The organism is Peribacillus frigoritolerans (assembly GCF_004358755.1).
In the GTDB taxonomy this organism is placed as follows: Bacteria; Bacillota; Bacilli; order Bacillales; family Bacillaceae; genus Bacillus_P.
This window is the reverse complement of record NZ_SMZY01000001.1, coordinates 859,290-874,238: the sequence shown is the minus strand read 5'-3', so window position 1 is coordinate 874,238 and position 14,949 is coordinate 859,290. Positions and strand designations below refer to the sequence as shown.

General features: G+C 38.7%; 16 protein-coding genes and 2 pseudogenes. 3 read left to right on the top strand and 15 right to left on the bottom strand.

Annotated elements, in window-relative coordinates; all coding sequences use genetic code 11:
• Positions 1-20: 20 nt before the first annotated feature.
• Positions 21-1,841, bottom strand: coding sequence for an assimilatory sulfite reductase (NADPH) flavoprotein subunit (locus tag E2R53_RS04625; protein ID WP_133310611.1), 1,821 nt, complete (start codon positions 1,839-1,841; stop codon positions 21-23).
• 258 nt (positions 1,842-2,099) lie between these two features.
• Between E2R53_RS04625 and E2R53_RS04620 the strand changes: the two genes are divergently transcribed.
• On the top strand, positions 2,100-3,008 hold the full coding sequence (locus E2R53_RS04620) for a LysR family transcriptional regulator (RefSeq protein ID WP_133310610.1): 909 nt from the start codon (positions 2,100-2,102) through the stop codon (positions 3,006-3,008).
• 104 nt (positions 3,009-3,112) lie between these two features.
• On the opposite strand, the gene E2R53_RS04615 is transcribed toward E2R53_RS04620, so the two are convergent.
• The 3 genes from E2R53_RS04615 to E2R53_RS04605 form a co-directional block, all read right to left on the bottom strand.
• Positions 3,113-3,460, bottom strand: coding sequence for a hypothetical protein (locus E2R53_RS04615; protein ID WP_133310609.1), 348 nt, complete (start codon positions 3,458-3,460; stop codon positions 3,113-3,115).
• A 142-nt stretch (positions 3,461-3,602) separates the two neighbouring features.
• Positions 3,603-3,899, bottom strand: coding sequence for a hypothetical protein (locus E2R53_RS04610; protein ID WP_133310608.1), 297 nt, complete (start codon positions 3,897-3,899; stop codon positions 3,603-3,605).
• Between the two features lie 21 nt (positions 3,900-3,920).
• Positions 3,921-4,790 (bottom strand): cation diffusion facilitator family transporter, encoded by an 870-nt coding sequence (locus E2R53_RS04605; RefSeq protein WP_133310607.1) that lies wholly within the window; start codon positions 4,788-4,790, stop codon positions 3,921-3,923.
• 321 nt (positions 4,791-5,111) lie between these two features.
• Between E2R53_RS04605 and E2R53_RS04600 the strand changes: the two genes are divergently transcribed.
• The gene (locus E2R53_RS04600) at positions 5,112-6,296 is read left to right on the top strand and encodes a M14 family zinc carboxypeptidase (protein ID WP_133310606.1); all 1,185 of its coding nucleotides are present in this window, start codon (positions 5,112-5,114) and stop codon (positions 6,294-6,296) included.
• Positions 6,297-6,515: 219 nt separating this feature from the next.
• Here the strand turns inward: E2R53_RS04600 and bioB are convergent, their stop codons facing one another.
• The 10 genes and pseudogenes from bioB to E2R53_RS04550 form a co-directional block, all read right to left on the bottom strand.
• Positions 6,516-7,514: a biotin synthase BioB gene (bioB, locus tag E2R53_RS04595; RefSeq protein WP_133310605.1), complete on the bottom strand. Its 999-nt coding sequence runs from the start codon at positions 7,512-7,514 to the stop codon at positions 6,516-6,518.
• A gap of 142 nt (positions 7,515-7,656) precedes the next feature.
• Positions 7,657-8,541, bottom strand: a complete 885-nt coding sequence (locus E2R53_RS04590) for a peptidylprolyl isomerase (protein ID WP_286166065.1) — start codon at positions 8,539-8,541, stop codon at positions 7,657-7,659.
• 149 nt (positions 8,542-8,690) lie between these two features.
• Positions 8,691-9,662 (bottom strand): DnaD domain-containing protein, encoded by a 972-nt coding sequence (locus tag E2R53_RS04585; protein ID WP_133310604.1) that lies wholly within the window; start codon positions 9,660-9,662, stop codon positions 8,691-8,693.
• A gap of 382 nt (positions 9,663-10,044) precedes the next feature.
• A complete protein-coding gene (locus tag E2R53_RS04580) occupies positions 10,045-10,581 on the bottom strand; it encodes a DinB family protein (protein WP_165970890.1) in 537 nt (178 codons plus the stop codon).
• Between the two features lie 321 nt (positions 10,582-10,902).
• Positions 10,903-11,268 (bottom strand): NUDIX domain-containing protein, encoded by a 366-nt coding sequence (locus E2R53_RS04575; RefSeq protein WP_353653472.1) that lies wholly within the window; start codon positions 11,266-11,268, stop codon positions 10,903-10,905.
• A 233-nt stretch (positions 11,269-11,501) separates the two neighbouring features.
• Positions 11,502-11,621 (bottom strand): ATP-binding cassette domain-containing protein, encoded by a 120-nt coding sequence (locus E2R53_RS04570; RefSeq protein WP_286166106.1) that lies wholly within the window; start codon positions 11,619-11,621, stop codon positions 11,502-11,504.
• A 41-nt stretch (positions 11,622-11,662) separates the two neighbouring features.
• Complete coding sequence (locus E2R53_RS04565; protein ID WP_133310602.1) at positions 11,663-12,016, bottom strand: DUF2178 domain-containing protein; 354 nt, start codon at positions 12,014-12,016, stop codon at positions 11,663-11,665.
• On the bottom strand, positions 12,006-12,251 hold the full coding sequence (locus E2R53_RS04560; RefSeq protein ID WP_133310601.1) for a helix-turn-helix transcriptional regulator: 246 nt from the start codon (positions 12,249-12,251) through the stop codon (positions 12,006-12,008). Before E2R53_RS04560 ends, E2R53_RS04565 begins: the two co-directional genes overlap by 11 nt.
• A gap of 381 nt (positions 12,252-12,632) precedes the next feature.
• Positions 12,633-12,749 (bottom strand): annotated as a pseudogene (locus E2R53_RS23500) (NUDIX hydrolase); the annotation flags it as partial.
• Positions 12,750-13,023: 274 nt separating this feature from the next.
• A complete protein-coding gene (locus E2R53_RS04550; protein WP_133310600.1) occupies positions 13,024-13,569 on the bottom strand; it encodes a helix-turn-helix domain-containing protein in 546 nt (181 codons plus the stop codon).
• Between the two features lie 151 nt (positions 13,570-13,720).
• Between E2R53_RS04550 and E2R53_RS04545 the strand changes: the two are divergent.
• Positions 13,721-14,333, top strand: a pseudogene (locus E2R53_RS04545) (LysE family translocator).
• Between the two features lie 178 nt (positions 14,334-14,511).
• Here the strand turns inward: E2R53_RS04545 and E2R53_RS04540 are convergent.
• Entirely contained in the window at positions 14,512-14,895 is a 384-nt protein-coding gene (locus E2R53_RS04540; RefSeq protein ID WP_133310599.1) for a hypothetical protein, read from the bottom strand.
• Between the last annotated feature and the right edge of the window lie 54 nt (positions 14,896-14,949).

Below are 14,949 nucleotides of genomic sequence, written 5' to 3'. Positions count from 1 at the left end.
TACCCCTTTCCATCTAAAACTCAGTATACATCACGCTGATAGCGTTTTTGCTGCTGCATATCTGCAAGATACTCTTCTGCTTTTTCGCGGCTCATGCCGCCTTCATTTTCAATAATCTCAAGCAGAGTGTTATGGACATCATGCGCCATGTTTTTCTCATCGCCGCAAATGTAAACAACCGCTCCCTCTTGGATCCATTTAAACAATTCTTTGCTCTGTTCAAGCATACGGTGCTGCACATAAACTTTTTCATTCGTGTCGCGGGAAAACGCAACATCCATTCTTGTCAGTACTTCGTTTTCAAGCCATTTTTGCCATTCTGTCTGGTAAAGGAAGTCTGTTACGAAATGCTGATCACCAAAGAACAGCCACGATTTTCCGTCTGCCCCTGTTTCTTCTCTTTCCTGAATGAAAGAACGGAAAGGCGCGATCCCAGTTCCGGGTCCAACCATGATGATCGGTGTATCCGGATTTTGAGGGAGCTTAAAATTTTGGTTCCGCTGGATGTAAACCGGAAGGGTATCTCCTGGCTGAAGCCGCTCTGCACATAAAATCGAGCAGACGCCGCTTCGCTTACGCCCATGTGTTTCATAGCGAACTGCGCCAATTGTCAAATGGACTTCATCGGGATTTGCCGATAAGCTGCTTGCAATCGAATAAAGACGTGCCGGCATTTTTCTTAGAATTGAAACGAATTCTTCTGCGGATGCATTCCATGGTCCAAAATCTCTGACTAAATCAAGCAAATCGCGTCCTTCAATGTATGCTTTCATTTTTTCTTTTTGTTCAGGCAATGTCAGCTCTTGTAATTCCGCATTGGAAGTAAACTTGGCTGCCTGCTCAAGTAAAGGTTTTGTTAAAACCGTGAGTTCATAATGAGATATAAGTGCTTTTTTAAGCGGAAGGACATCCCCACTTTTATTTACGGTTATCTCTTGATCAGCATCCCAGTTCATTACCTGAATCAGCAAGTCTGCCAGTGCAGGATCATTTTCCGGAAATACGCCGAGACTGTCACCAGGCTCATATGAAAGACCGGATCCTTCAAGCGAGAGCTCCAAGTGGCGGGTTTCTTTATTTGAACCGCGTCCGTTTAAATTAAGATTCTCAAGCACTTCTGCATGAAACGGGTTTGTTCTGGAGTATACGGATTCTGTAACCTGTAAAGATGATGACTGTACAGATGATTCCAGACTTCCCCCCTGCTCAATCTTTAAGCTGTCAAGAACTCCCTGAAGCCATTCTGCCGCTTGTTCATCATAATCAAGATCACAGTCTGAGCGCGGATGAATCCGTGTGCCTCCAAGATCTTCAAACTTCTGATCAAAGTCCTTGCCTGTCTGGCAGAAAAACTCATACGAGCTGTCGCCAAGAGACAGAACGGAAAAGCTGAGGTCATCAAGCTTAGGCGCGCGTCTGCCATGCAGGAATTCGTGAAACGAAAGCGCATTATCCGGCGGTGTGCCTTCTCCATGTGTGCTTACTACGATAAGCAGGTTTTTAACCTTCTTCAGTTGATTCGGCTTAAAATCATTCATCGACGAGATCGTCACTTTCAAACCATGCTCTGAAAGGGTTTTGCCTGCATTCTCAGCAAGAGCTTGAGCATTGCCTGTTTGTGAACCGTATAAAATGGTCACTTCTTTAGAGACGGCTGCCTCACTGCTTTGTGCTGATGATTGAGCCTCGGGTGCTGTCTGAAGCGACTGCGACTGAGACTGGACTGCTGTCATATACCCTGTCAGCCAGATCTTCTGTGTTTCTGACAGCGTTGGCAGAAGGCGGTTAAGGAGCTCTGCCTGCTCCTGACTGAACGGACTGTTCGTTACCTGAAGTTGCAACGTTTCCCACCTCACAAAGAAATTTAACACTTTTTCCACATCATTTTTAAGTAAACATCCAGTTTTTTTTAGAAAGAATGAATCATTTCGATTATCCCTATAAATTAAGTTGGTTTTTAGGGTAAAATGATTCAGAACGATTTACCTTTTTCTCCAATAAAAAAATACTATTTCTACTTTACCCGAAAACAGAAAATTAGTAAAATACATTTAATTTATTGTTATCATTAAGATTACTAATCATAAGGTGGGCTTCTCTTGTATTATGACGCGTTAAAAACATTTGTGACCCTAGCAGAGATCAAGAACTTTACAAAGACGGCCGAAAATCTCCGCATGTCGCAGCCAAGCGTTAGCTTGCATATTAAAAATCTCGAAAAAGAATTTCAGACAACGTTATTTTTGCGTTCGCCAAAATTCCTGCAGATTACTCCGACAGGCGAGATTTTATATGATCGCGCAAAACGGATGATTACCCTTTACGAACAAACGAGACAGGATATTCTCGAGCATCAGAATTCAATAAAAGGAGAACTGAAAATTGGCGCGAGTTTTACCATCGGCGAGTATATCCTGCCTTCTTTACTCCTTGATCTTCAGACTGCATACCCGGAGCTCGAACTGCAGGTTCTCATTGGAAACACAGAAGAAATCATACAATCTGTCCGGATGCACCAAGTAGATATTGGGCTGATAGAAGGACAGACAAATGAGAAAGAGCTCTCTGTGCATCCGTTTATGCAGGATGAGCTATTTATCGTTTCCTCCAAAAATCATGAGCTCGCTTCAAAAGATGAGGTGACATTCGCTGATCTCCAAAATCAGCCTTGGGTCACAAGAGAGGTAGGTTCAGGCACACGCGAATTCCTCAACCATGTGATCCGGACTAACGGATTAAAAGTTAAATCGCTTCTCACAATAAGCAGCAATCAAGGAATCAAGGAAACTCTCATCAATGGCATGGGTCTCTCTTTTCTATCCCGAAGTGTCATTGAAAGAGACGTACAAAATCAAAACCTTTCTATTATAAAAATGAAAAACCAGAGCTTCACACGAACATTGTCCTATATTTATTCACCAGTCATTGAAGATAAAAAGATTGTTAAAACCTTTATAAATGCCCTGCAGCAAAAATGGCCAAATGAAAAGCAAAAAGGAATTAAATAAGAGCATGCGGTGCAGTGATTGATGAAAAACTCAGTTCTACGCGTATGAAATGAAGTATGCTTCTCTTTTTATTGACACGTTCAAAAGAGAAGCATGTTTCATGTTCAGTTAAGCAGGACAATCTCACTGGCGTCTACTGATCTGCTCTCCTTGCTCTTGCTTATTTTTTTCCGGTCGGCCAAAACAACTTTAATATCTAATCCTGTCGTGAAATGGCGGGCCTTCAGCTTCTTGCCATGATTGTCGGTAAAAATCGTTTGATCTGTCAGCTTGACTGTACATGGGTACCCCGCTGATTCCGCGTTCTTTTCATCCTTCAGCACCTCTTTAGAGCAATCCACTTCAAAATATCCCTTTTTAATATCACTGATACGTCCTTCAAAAGATTTTGTAGAGGAACAACTAACTAAGAAGATACTGATGGATGTCATAAGAAGAATCATTTTTCTCATTATGAAGCCCCCTTTGTTCAATCTATTAAGTTGTATAGTTCTCGATTTTACAGATAAATTCCTTTTGGATGCCATATTATTATCGAATTCAAGTAAACAGACACTTCTGCGAATGAAAGAAGTGCCTGTTCTATTTCCATATTTAATTTGTCTCTTTTTTCTTCACAAATAAAGCTGTGATCAAACTTGATACAGAACTGAGCATTAAAGTAAGTGTAATATAAAGTGTTAATAGAACAGTTTCTAACTCACGATCACTGCCGTTCATCCATTCAAGAATATATGGTGCAAGAAACACAGCAGCAGCAAGGATGGCGAGTGCAACTGGAGGAATCAGCCTTCTTGTGTAAGACATTTTCATTGTCCATAATATGGATGCTGCGATGACGATAATCGGCACGCCAATACGGATTATATTTGTAAGCAGTATGGAATCCAAAGGTTTTCCCTCCTTTTCAATTCAATTCGGTTCCACATGAACATGTACATTGTACACGTCATGTTTATTTATTAAAATGTTTTCAACTTTTGTTGAAATATCATGTGCATCCCTTATATCCAAATTGGAATTGACGAGGATGACAATGTCTACGACTGTATTGTTTCCATAGTTTCTTGCTTTAATTTCTTTTACACCTTTTACTCCGTAGAGCGAGAGAGTCGTTTCTTTAAACGCCTGAATTTCCTGCTCATCAAATCCGTCTGTTAAATGATGAGAGGCTTCTCTGAAAATATCCCAGGCTGTTTTACAGATCAGAAATCCTACAACTGCAGCAGCGAGAGGATCGAGCCAAGGAAGTGAAAATTGCGATCCAATTATGCCGACTGCGATCCCAATGCTGACCCATGCGTCTGAAAGGTTATCTTTTGCAGCCGCAATGACTGCCTGGCTTTTGATTTTCTCTCCGAGTTTTTTATTATAGCGGTATACGAAATACATAATGACTGCAGAGAAAACTCCTGTCCAAGCTGAAATGAGATCAGGAGATTCCTGTTTCCCTTCAAAAACAGACATGGCCGCACCATACAGAACTTGAAGCCCTACTGCCATCATAATGAATGAGGCCAGGAGAGAAGCCACCGTTTCCGCTTTCCAATGCCCATATGGATGATCCTGATCGGCCGGCTTTTGAGATAGTCTTAGACCTATTAAGACGGCGATTGAAGCAACGATATCTGTCGCATTATTTAATCCATCAGCCTTTAAGGCTTCTGAATCGGCTGTATATCCAATCATGAGTTTTAAAGCAGATAAACACAGGTATGCGATGATGCTTATGATGGCGCCGCGCTCTCCCAGTTTTAAATCCGCGTATTTTTGTTGTTCCATCCAAAAATCCTCCACTTTTTCATTCCTTGAACATCTTACCAAGTAAGGACTGAGTGGGTCTACAGCAACCTTTTTTCACAATTCAACAATAGTAACGGCAGTGAAAAAAAGTTTACTCCAGCTAAAACTTCTTCCTTCAGAAAACCTTTTATTTCGTGAGACGAAAGAACTTCTATTAACTAGGAAAATAGAATGGCAGAGATAAGAAACTTAAGAATCATGTAGAACTAATGCGTCATTTTTGTCACTATACAAAGGATTGGCGGATTTTTTGCAGAAAATTCTGATTGTAGTACAACTAATATGAATGAGGTGACTGGATTGAAAAAGAGTGCATTAACGAAGATTTTAGGTACCGCTGTTTTAGCTTCAGTTCTTGTCTTCCCGCAGGCAGGAAATATGGAAGCAGCCAAACCATCTGCAGGCGAAACACTTTCAACACAGGGGTTTATTGATTATGCGGAGCTTAAGAAAAGGCTGACTCAAATTGAGCAGAGCAGCAGCGGAAGAGTTTCAGTAGATGTGGCAGGCTATACAAATCAGGGTCGTGAAATCTACACGGCCAGAGTCGGTGAGGGAGATAAGGTACTCCTCGTTCAAAGTGAAATTCATGGAAATGAAAAGACAGGAACCGTTGCATTATTGAATACTCTCCAAAACATCGGTTCAAGCAATTCGGCTGAAGCTAAGAAAATCCGCGAAGAGATGACGATCGTCGCCATTCCAATGATGAATGCGGATGCATCTGAATTAGACAGAAGAGGGAATGATTTGAGCTGGTCAGAGGTCGTGGAAAGATACCCGCAATTAAGTTCAGCCACGCCTTCATGGAACTATTATACGAGACTGCTTCAAGGCGATGACTATGCGTCTAACCCTGGATTTGATGTCAACCGTGATTTTCACCCTGACTTAAACTACGTGCCAAATGCAGCTGATTTCCCTGGCGCTTCCAACAAACCGGGCTGGTACATAACACCTGAAGCTCAAACAGTTAGAAACGTGTATAAAGATCTGCAGGCAGAGTTCGGTAAAGTCGATGTATTCATGGATCTTCATCATCAAGGATTTCCATATGTAGGCGACACTGGTGAAATCGCAACAATGTCCATCTCTGCCCAGTTTGTTCCAGACCCAAGCTCGGCTGAAGGAGCAAAATATGCTCAATATGCAAATGACTACAACTATGATTTCTCAAGACAGCTGAATGTTGCCGCCTATGAAGCCCTTCAAGCCAAGGGAGATTCTGTCTTCACGAATATCTCACTGTACCAGCAAGGTCTTGATCTGCCGGGAACAGCTTTAGGCTCATTTGCTTTAAACGGAAGCGGAACTGTCCTATTTGAAGTAAAAGGACAAACCCAGAACTTTGGGCAAAAACAAAAAGGCATGCTTGTTAAAACAGTGGAAACTGGTTTAATGGGTATTATTGGCGGTGTAAGTGATGAAACTGTTTATACGCTTGATCCTGAAAAGTATGAAGCGATTCCAGAATCAACTTATTAATCGATTTGAATTAGCGAATTAGCGGGGTTTTGGAATTAATTAGCGGGGTTTTGGAATTAATTCGTGGGGTTTCGGAATTAATTCGTGGGGTTTCGGAATTAATTCATGGGGTTTCAAAATTAATTGGAGCTCTTTCCGATTTCATTGAGGCTATACCTAAACAATTCACCGTAATTGAGAAAAAAATGGTCCCTCCTCCATTTGGAAGGGACCATTTTTTTATACAGACAGCGCTTCATTTTCTTCAAAATCAAATTCTACTTCAAATCCTAAATCCTTCAGCATTTCATGGTCGCTTGTGCTTTCCTGGCCTTTAGTCGTTAAATAGTCTCCCACGAAAATCGAGTTCGCAGCATAAAGCCCAAGAGGCTGCAGGGATCGAAGGTTCACTTCACGTCCCCCTGAAATGCGGATTTCTTTTGTCGGATTAATAAAACGGAAGAGAGCAAGTACCTTCAGGCAATAACGCGGATCAAGGTCGTCCGTCCCCTCAAGCGGTGTGCCGTCAATCGCATGAAGGAAGTTGACAGGTATCGAGTCAGCATCTAATGCTTTTAAGCTGTAAGCCATATTGACGACATCTTTTTTCGTTTCTCTCATGCCGATAATGACACCTGAACATGGTGAGATGCCTGAAGCCTTGACGGCTTCGATCGTATCAACGCGGTTATCATATGTATGGGATGTAGTGATTGATTCGTGATGCTCTTTTGATGTGTTGATATTGTGATTGTAGCGGTCGACCCCCGCTTCTTTTAAGCGTGTTGCCTGATTGGGCTTTAATAGACCAAGGCAAGCACATACTTTAAGTCCAAATTGGTCTTTTATGTCTTTTACTGCAGATACAACTGTATCCAGTTCTTTTTCAGATGGTCCCCTTCCGCTTGCTACGATGCAGTATGTGCCAACCTTCAAATTATAAGCTCTCTCTGCACCTGCAAGAATGCTTTCTCTGTCCATCATGCGGTACTTTTCAATCGGCGCTGTTGAAATACTTGACTGTGAACAGTACCCGCAATTTTCCGGACAAAGACCTGACTTCGTATTGATGATCATATTCAGCTTTACTTTTTTCCCGTAATAATGCTTGCGGATCGTAAATGCACCTTGAAGCAAACTTAATAGTTCATCATCATCAGAGTTTAAGATTTTCAGTGCTTCTTCTTCAGTTAATTCTTCCCCATTCACTACGTCGTTTGCAAGTGTTTTCCAGTCCATGGTAATCCCTCCATCATTTCCTTCTCTTTAATGGTAAAGAATGCGGGGGATTTATGTCAACTTATTTTTATTTAAGTTAACAATGAATGTGAGTGAATGAATGCTTTACATAGAAGAAAGAGGAAAAACATCCCCTCTTTTCTTAGCTTTCCAGTGTATTTTTGATATCGTATTCCTCTTTTTTCTCCTGTAGCCAGGCTGTGTACGCCGTTTGCATCTTTTGATCAAATAATGTTTCTTTAATCTCTTCTTTCTTATCTTCAAACACTGCATCTGCGGCAGCTTTCTTATCTGCAAATTTGATTATGTGATAGCCGAATTCCGTTTTTACAGGCTCGCTGATTTCTCCTTCTTTCATCGCGAATGCGACTTCTTCAAATTCAGCAACCATTTCACCCTTTGCAAAGTAGCCCAAGTCACCGCCGTTTTCACTGTTGGACGTATCTGTTGAATACTCTTTTGCGAGCTCTATAAAGTCTGCTCCGCCATCAAGCTTTTCTTTCACTTCTTTCGCCTTGGCCTCGTCTTCTACTAAAATATGACTTGCTTTTACTTGCTCCGGCTCTGCAAAACTCTCTTTATTTCCATCAAAATAGGTCTTCATTTCGTCCTCTGAAATCTTAATTTCCGGCTCGAGAAGCTTTTCGATTTTCAAATTGGTTTCCAGATCTTTTTTTACATCTTGGGCGGTGCCGCCGCTTGTCTCAAGCTGCTGTATAAAAGCCTCTTCTCCTCCATAGGACGCAATCACCGTCTGATATTCTTCTTCTACAGCATCGTTTGAAATCGTAATGTCTTGTTTATCTGACTCCTGCTCAATAATTTTTTCAGTTATTAAGTAATCGACAAGCTGCCTCCCGCCCTGATCGATTAAGAGACTATATACCTCATCCTTGCTGATTTTTTCACCATTCACACTTGCGACTTCCTTCTCAGTGGCATAGGGAATGCCCCACCCGATTCCCACTCCTAAAAAGCCGGTCATCAGAAAAGCGTAAGTTAGCCTATTCTTCAAAACATTTTTCATGAACAAATCTCCTTTTAACCTAAAATTTCTCTTTTGCTGAACATGCTCCATGATATCGTCCAAATATGAATAAACTATGAACAAACCGAGAAGAAGCTATTAAATCAGGCTGGTTTTTCACTTTTATTTAGAACAAAGCGTTTTGTTTTTTAATGAAATAGTTTGTACGGTACATCCTCTTCTTCTCTGTTTATGTACCGTTCAATCCGTTCCCTAAGCGCCTGCACACTCTCTTTTTTGCCATCTTCCGGCTGATCTGTTTTTGGTTGCTGCAGCTGTTCTTTAAGCCAGTCTGGAACAGGTTCTTTCCGGATCATTTTCGGATGATTTTTGATGCCAGTCCTTTGCTGCTCTCTTACGTCATCGAATGTTTTTATGTTTTTAAGCTTCCAGTCTGACAAAACTTTCACTGCATATCTCCAGCTGGTCGCATTATAGGCTTTTGCTGTCTTTAAGGCCTCGATAATCATGCTGTCATCAAAATCGCTTTGCCACTTCAGCAAACTTTCAGCGATTTCCGGTTTACATTCTCCAAATCCATTCTCTTCAAAGAATTCAATGATCTTTTTCTCTTTTTCTTTTAAAATCTTTAAATTCTCTTTAAAGAAAGAGGTGCTCATTTTGTCATTTTCTTGTGCTCTTTTTGTTTCAATCAGCTGCTCATTTTGTTCACTGGAGGTGCTCATTTTGTCTTCATGTGTTCGTTTTGCTTCGACCAGCTGCTCATTTTGTTTACTGCAGGTGCTCATTTTGTCTTCTTCTGCTCTTTTCGTTTCAATCAGCTGCTCATTTTGTTCATTAATCAATTTGTTCAGTTCATCATACTGAATGGTATATTGTTTTGCCTTTGCTCCGCACCCATTTCCGCTTACATTCAGCAGCTTTAGATTTTCGAGTTTTTGAAGTGTTCGTCTGATTGTAATCAGCGATAAGAAAGGAAATTCTTTTTGCAGCTCTTCATATGTTTTGGTAAACCAGGCAGTACCATCGATTTTCTCCTCTGATCTGAGCAGCCAAAAATGAAACTGCTGCAGCAGGATACTTTCTTTTAATCCAAGTTGACAGGCTAAACTTGGCTGAATCATCAATACCTGATCATTTACTAGTAAAGTTGAACTCATACTGTCACCCCAAATGCAAAATTCTGCCTATTTCTTTATATAACTGAAATCAGTTTAAGTAGCATAAAAAAACTTATTCTTTAAAAGTAACGGGTTCCGTTTGAGGGGAAAAACAACAAAATGCAGGAGAAAACGGGCTTAAAAGCAGTCTTGTATACTATTTAGGAGTGCAAATTGCAAGGTGTTTTGCAGAGGTGGAAAAATTTTATATTCACTCTGCTAAATGTGCTGAAAAATGTTATGCAAATAACCTTGAAAATTTATCCCAGAGCAAATGCTTGAAAAACAAAAAGGGCTCAGAGTTAGTACTCCGAGCCAATAATAATAAATATCGAGCGCAATCCAATACTTTAGAATTGCGCCCTATAGCGGAATATACAAATTATTCCCGCTCCTTAGGCCAAGATCCTTGTTGTTTGCGAATTAATACAATTTGCCCTATATGGTATACGTTGTGCAAAATTTGGCGAGCCAGCATCCCAACATGATGCTCTTTCAACTGTCTGTCATTAATTCGCGCTAGTGATTTCCGCAAGTTTTCACATATTAGGCGAGTTTCTGCCAGGACTTCCTTCCATTTTTCAGAATCTGCCGGGTCCCCGCTATCTCCAAATGTATTCTCTGCCAAGATTGCCTTCCATTTAGAATCTGCTGGTTCCCCGATATCTCCAAATGTGGCCTTGTTATTAGATCCCTTTTTTCTAGGCGTTGTGTCATTGATTTGTCTAACAAGCAGGGCGTTGTAATAATTCAGATGGTTCATAGTTTGCCAAATTGTATTCCCTCCCCCGGGGGGCTGCCAGCTTGCATCTGTGGAATTTAAACCCTCAAGAGCAGATTCTAAGGGTAAAAACCAGGTCTCAGTATCCCAACTAAAGTCAAATTCCATGCGAAAAATATCCATCAGTTCTAGGTTCATTTGCATTCTCCCCTCACTTCAAAATATTAATATTCAGATATTGGAACTCACAGTCCCGGTCAGTTTCTAAAAATTCTCTATTCCTCCTTGTATTTTTTTATCTCTATTTAATATAATGATTGCAATAAAAAAGTATTAATAATAGTGTGTTCTTAATAACTACTAGTTTCATATCTATAAAATCTTATATTAATTTTTAACTAAAGGGGACGATTACTATTTGCAGCAATCGCCCCAAATTGTGATATAGGATTTTGAATCCAATTGTTCATTAATAGACAGAAAATATTTGAAGGGCTGCGGTGTTAGAAAAAGAAAATTTCACTTTATAATTGGTGGTTGAACTCCATTCACCCAATCTAAAATAAATGGAGATTGGTGCGGGTTTAAATTTTCAGGTAGTTCGTTCTGATGCAGAAAACTTAACTTTTTACTTTCATTGTTGGTTTTTAAAATTCCAGTATAGTCTGTTGTATAAAAGATGATCTGATCACTGAAAACTTGATCACCATTAGAGTATCTAGAAAACCCCTCTGATCCGGAATACAAACCAAAAAGCTTTAATTTATTCAGTGACAGTCCTGTTTCTTCGAAAACTTCTCTTAAAACAGCTTCTTCAAATGTTACTCCGAGTTCGAGTAATCCTCCGGGGATTCCCCAAATTCCATAATCTGTTCTTTGCTGCAACAGAATTCTTCCGAGTTCATCTTCAATGATGGCCCGCATCCTACAGTGAGTAAGGTTTCTTTACCAATAAATTTTCTCATTGTCTTTACGTAATCGTTCATAATTGCCCTCGTTGAAAGTTAGAATTTAGTTTTGTCTGGATTAAAGCCCTTTTCAAGATTAATTAAACAAATAGAGCGTCAATCCTTCATAGATTTATTGTCTGCAACTGATCCTTCATAGGTTTGAATGGTTTACGTTATAATCTTCATCAGGGTACTTTTGCCAGCGCCGTTTTTTCCAATCAGACCCACGATTTCTTCTTGATTTAAATCTAAAGAGAGATCTTTTAAAACTACAAAGCCACTATATATCTTAGTAATTGAAGCATTTCCCGTTCCTCCCGTTTTGTTCTTTAGTTTAAAAAATCTTTTTTATATCGGACAGCCAGATAGATTCCTGAAGCAAGGAATGCAAGAGAATATTTGAATAAGAAGAAAATTTGCCACATATATTCTTTCGGGAAAATCATGTCGCACAAAATTACTGCCCATAACATTATGAGGGCACTTTTTAAATATATGTGGATAGTTCTTTCGTCAGCTTTACCCATTTTCCTTTGAAATACGTAGGTTAGAATCCCCCCGACTAAAAGCAATACAAAACCGCTGCCAATGAGGATATTCCAATTTCCCGGAGAGTGTTCAGCCCAGGACCTTAAAGAATGAAAAATTGAGTCATGAATATCTGAGATAAAATTAATTTTCATTTTGATCATTTCCTTTCATATAAGTAAAAATATCGTTTACATCAACATTAAAAAATTCGGCAATTCGAAAAGCTAACAGCAGAGACGGAACATAATTTCCTTTTTCCATTACGAAAATGGTTTGTTTGGAAACCCCCACTTTCTCTGCTAATTCTTGCTGAGACATTCTGGCAAGTACACGATATTCATAAACCTTATTTGATATTGAATCACCAAAATCTTTCTTCACGACCATCACCTCTTGAATCAAATTATAAACTAATTTTTTACAAATATCAAAGTAAACTTATACAAAATTATAAAACAACTTTATTTTTGCTTAGATTAATTTGATTTAATAAGAGCCAGAATGCAGAAAGAACCTGACGAAATTCATGATTCCGTCAGGTTCACATATCAATCTGATGTAATTTATGGTTTTTGGTGGTGCATTTTATTTTTAGTTGAATATCTTATTTCCAAATTGTTGAACTTGTTTGAAGCTGCTTACTTTCAACCATATAAATAATTTTTGAAAGTTCTGATGAGAATTTTACTATTTCTATATCATTGATAAATCATTGATAGAGAGAATACCACTAACAGAATTTGCGAATAAAAGTAACCACGCCATTGATCATCTCCAAAAAAAGTCTCCATTGTAAATCTCAGTTAGATTATAAACATCTAATCCAATTTCCTCTTTTACTTCCCGTTTAGCAAATTTTGAAGACGTTTCACCTAATTCTTGTTTTCCGCCCGGGAAATTCTAAACATCCGCTTTGTCTTGAACAACTAAAATTTTATTACTTTTGTCTTTAATTAAATTAATACACAGAAAAAAATTCCCTGCAGAATCCATTCCCCTAATATAGCAATAGTTGATTAATTATTCTGTCCTTTACCTATATTAGACGAGGCGACACTTTGTTACGCAATCGCCCCGCTTGTTGAAGATCATTTATGTTGTATTGTGGAAGAATAGCGCCTTATTGTTGAAAATCGTCATTATATAGGCTCTAGTTTATTTAAAATGCTGGTGGAGTCACCGAAAATAGTATCACAGCATTTTCATCGAAGTTATTTTCCCATTTATGCTTCATATGAGATGGTATTTTAACACTATCACCAGTTTCTAATATATATTCTTCCTCATTTAAGAACACTTTAATTTTCCCCTCTAATATAAAAGCTACTTCTTCTCCTTTGTGTTCCAAAAGTTTATCAGAAGAGGAAGTATTCGGTGGAACAGTCAAAATAGCCGTTGCCAGCGTTCCAGTAAAATCAGGCGACAGTAACTCATATGATAGGTTTTCAACAACCATTTTTTTGCGGTTCTTTGATTTGACAACTAATTCTTCGGTATTTGTTTCCTCTAGTAATAAACTAAAGGTAGGAACATCAAGGGCTTTAGCTAAAACCTTTAGAGTCTGAATTGAAGGATTTGCCAAACCTCGTTCAATCTGACTTAACATTGAAGGTGTTATTTCAGCCATTTTTGCTAATTCTCTGCTACTATAACCTTTAGCTGTTCTATATCTTTCAATTTTTTTACCAATATCTATATTTTCCATTGTGCATACTCCTTAATAATAAAATTAAAAATAATTAAATTTAATTAAATTACACTTAACAATTAATCGAGTTTGTGTTAAATTTTACTTAACACTTGTTAAATTATATTTTACCAGGTGTTAGGTTAAAAGTCAGTGAGGAGTGAAGAAAGTGAATGATTTCTTTACATTTTTAGTCCTTTCATTATTTGTTGTAATGAGTCCAGGTATCGACACAGCACTTATAACAAAAAGAACCATTTCAGGCGGAAGAAATGATGGATATAAAATGGCAGCAGGATTATCAACTGGATCTTTGGTTCATACATTTGCTGCTGCTTTTGGGATATCAGCTATTTTAATGCAGTCTGCTGTTGCTTTTGAAATATGTTGGCGCAATCTACTTGATATATTTAGGATTATCTTCTTTCATCACGAAGAAAGAAAAGGAAGTTACTATTGAAGAACAGGAAAATCAATCTGAAATAAAGGATTCTGCTTTTAAACAAGGTCTACTCTCAAATGTATTAAATCCCAAAGTGGCAATGTTTTTCTTAACATTTTTACCCCAATTTGTGAAAACTGGAGAAAACGCTACGGGGCAACTTATTTTGATGGGTGTAATATATACAGTGCTATCTATTACTTGGTTCTTTATTTATGTGTTTTTAATTAACTATTTGCGTAAATGGCTTATGTCTGCAAAAGTGCAAAGGATAATGGATAAAACAACAGGACTTGTTCTAATTGGATTTGGAATAAAGTTAGCCTTAGATAAGCAATAATAAGAAAAAACATTGGGATTACAACCCAATGTTTTTCTTATTATTAGTTGAATCTACTACGTTACTTCGGGTGCATTCCAAACAATCTGGATTAGCTTAGTGTGCGAATATCTCTGCAATTTCATTTACATTTTTACTGCAAATTGACTATTTCTCCTCCAATAAAGCACCCGTTAACTTAATTTACTCGGGTGAAAAAAAATCGAATGACTTTTCTGATCACTAAAATGAATAAGAATATAGCAAATAGGTTGATCAACAGCCCCAGGATTCCTCCCAAAAAACCTAAATGGCCAAGCATACTTCCAAGAAGCAGCCCGGCGATTCCTCCATACAGCAAGCCTCTCATAATTCCTCCCCTGGCAGGATTGGTCCTGCGATTCCTAAAGTTTGAACGGGGAGCATCAGGCTGATTGTAATTGCTGTTAGGATTATAGCGGCGTTTTCCTCCCTTAAAAGATTTCGCGCTAACATAAGATGTATTCTTCTCCATCACGCTGTCTCCAACTGGTGTAAACACAAGAGATATCATTAAAACCAATGCAGTCAGACATTTAACCATTTTCCCGAGTCTCCTTCAATTTTGATCAAGTATATTGTTTCCTTTTAAACTCAA

What these genes read in the sequence shown, in the direction of transcription:
- E2R53_RS04590 (WP_286166065.1), bottom strand. Translation starts at nt 8,541, where the DNA reads ATGAAAAATGTTTTGAAGAATAGGCTAACTTACGCTTTTCTGATGACC.
- E2R53_RS04550 (WP_133310600.1), bottom strand. Translation starts at nt 13,569, where the DNA reads ATGGAAAATATAGATATTGGTAAAAAAATTGAAAGATATAGAACAGCT.
- E2R53_RS04560 (WP_133310601.1), bottom strand. Translation starts at nt 12,251, where the DNA reads ATGGTCGTGAAGAAAGATTTTGGTGATTCAATATCAAATAAGGTTTAT.
- E2R53_RS04580 (WP_165970890.1), bottom strand. Translation starts at nt 10,581, where the DNA reads ATGAACCTAGAACTGATGGATATTTTTCGCATGGAATTTGACTTTAGT.
- E2R53_RS04615 (WP_133310609.1), bottom strand. Translation starts at nt 3,460, where the DNA reads ATGAGAAAAATGATTCTTCTTATGACATCCATCAGTATCTTCTTAGTT.
- E2R53_RS04605 (WP_133310607.1), bottom strand. Translation starts at nt 4,790, where the DNA reads ATGGAACAACAAAAATACGCGGATTTAAAACTGGGAGAGCGCGGCGCC.
- E2R53_RS04540 (WP_133310599.1), bottom strand. Translation starts at nt 14,895, where the DNA reads ATGGTTAAATGTCTGACTGCATTGGTTTTAATGATATCTCTTGTGTTT.
- E2R53_RS04565 (WP_133310602.1), bottom strand. Translation starts at nt 12,016, where the DNA reads ATGAAAATTAATTTTATCTCAGATATTCATGACTCAATTTTTCATTCT.
- bioB (WP_133310605.1), bottom strand. Translation starts at nt 7,514, where the DNA reads ATGGACTGGAAAACACTTGCAAACGACGTAGTGAATGGGGAAGAATTA.
- E2R53_RS04585 (WP_133310604.1), bottom strand. Translation starts at nt 9,662, where the DNA reads ATGAGTTCAACTTTACTAGTAAATGATCAGGTATTGATGATTCAGCCA.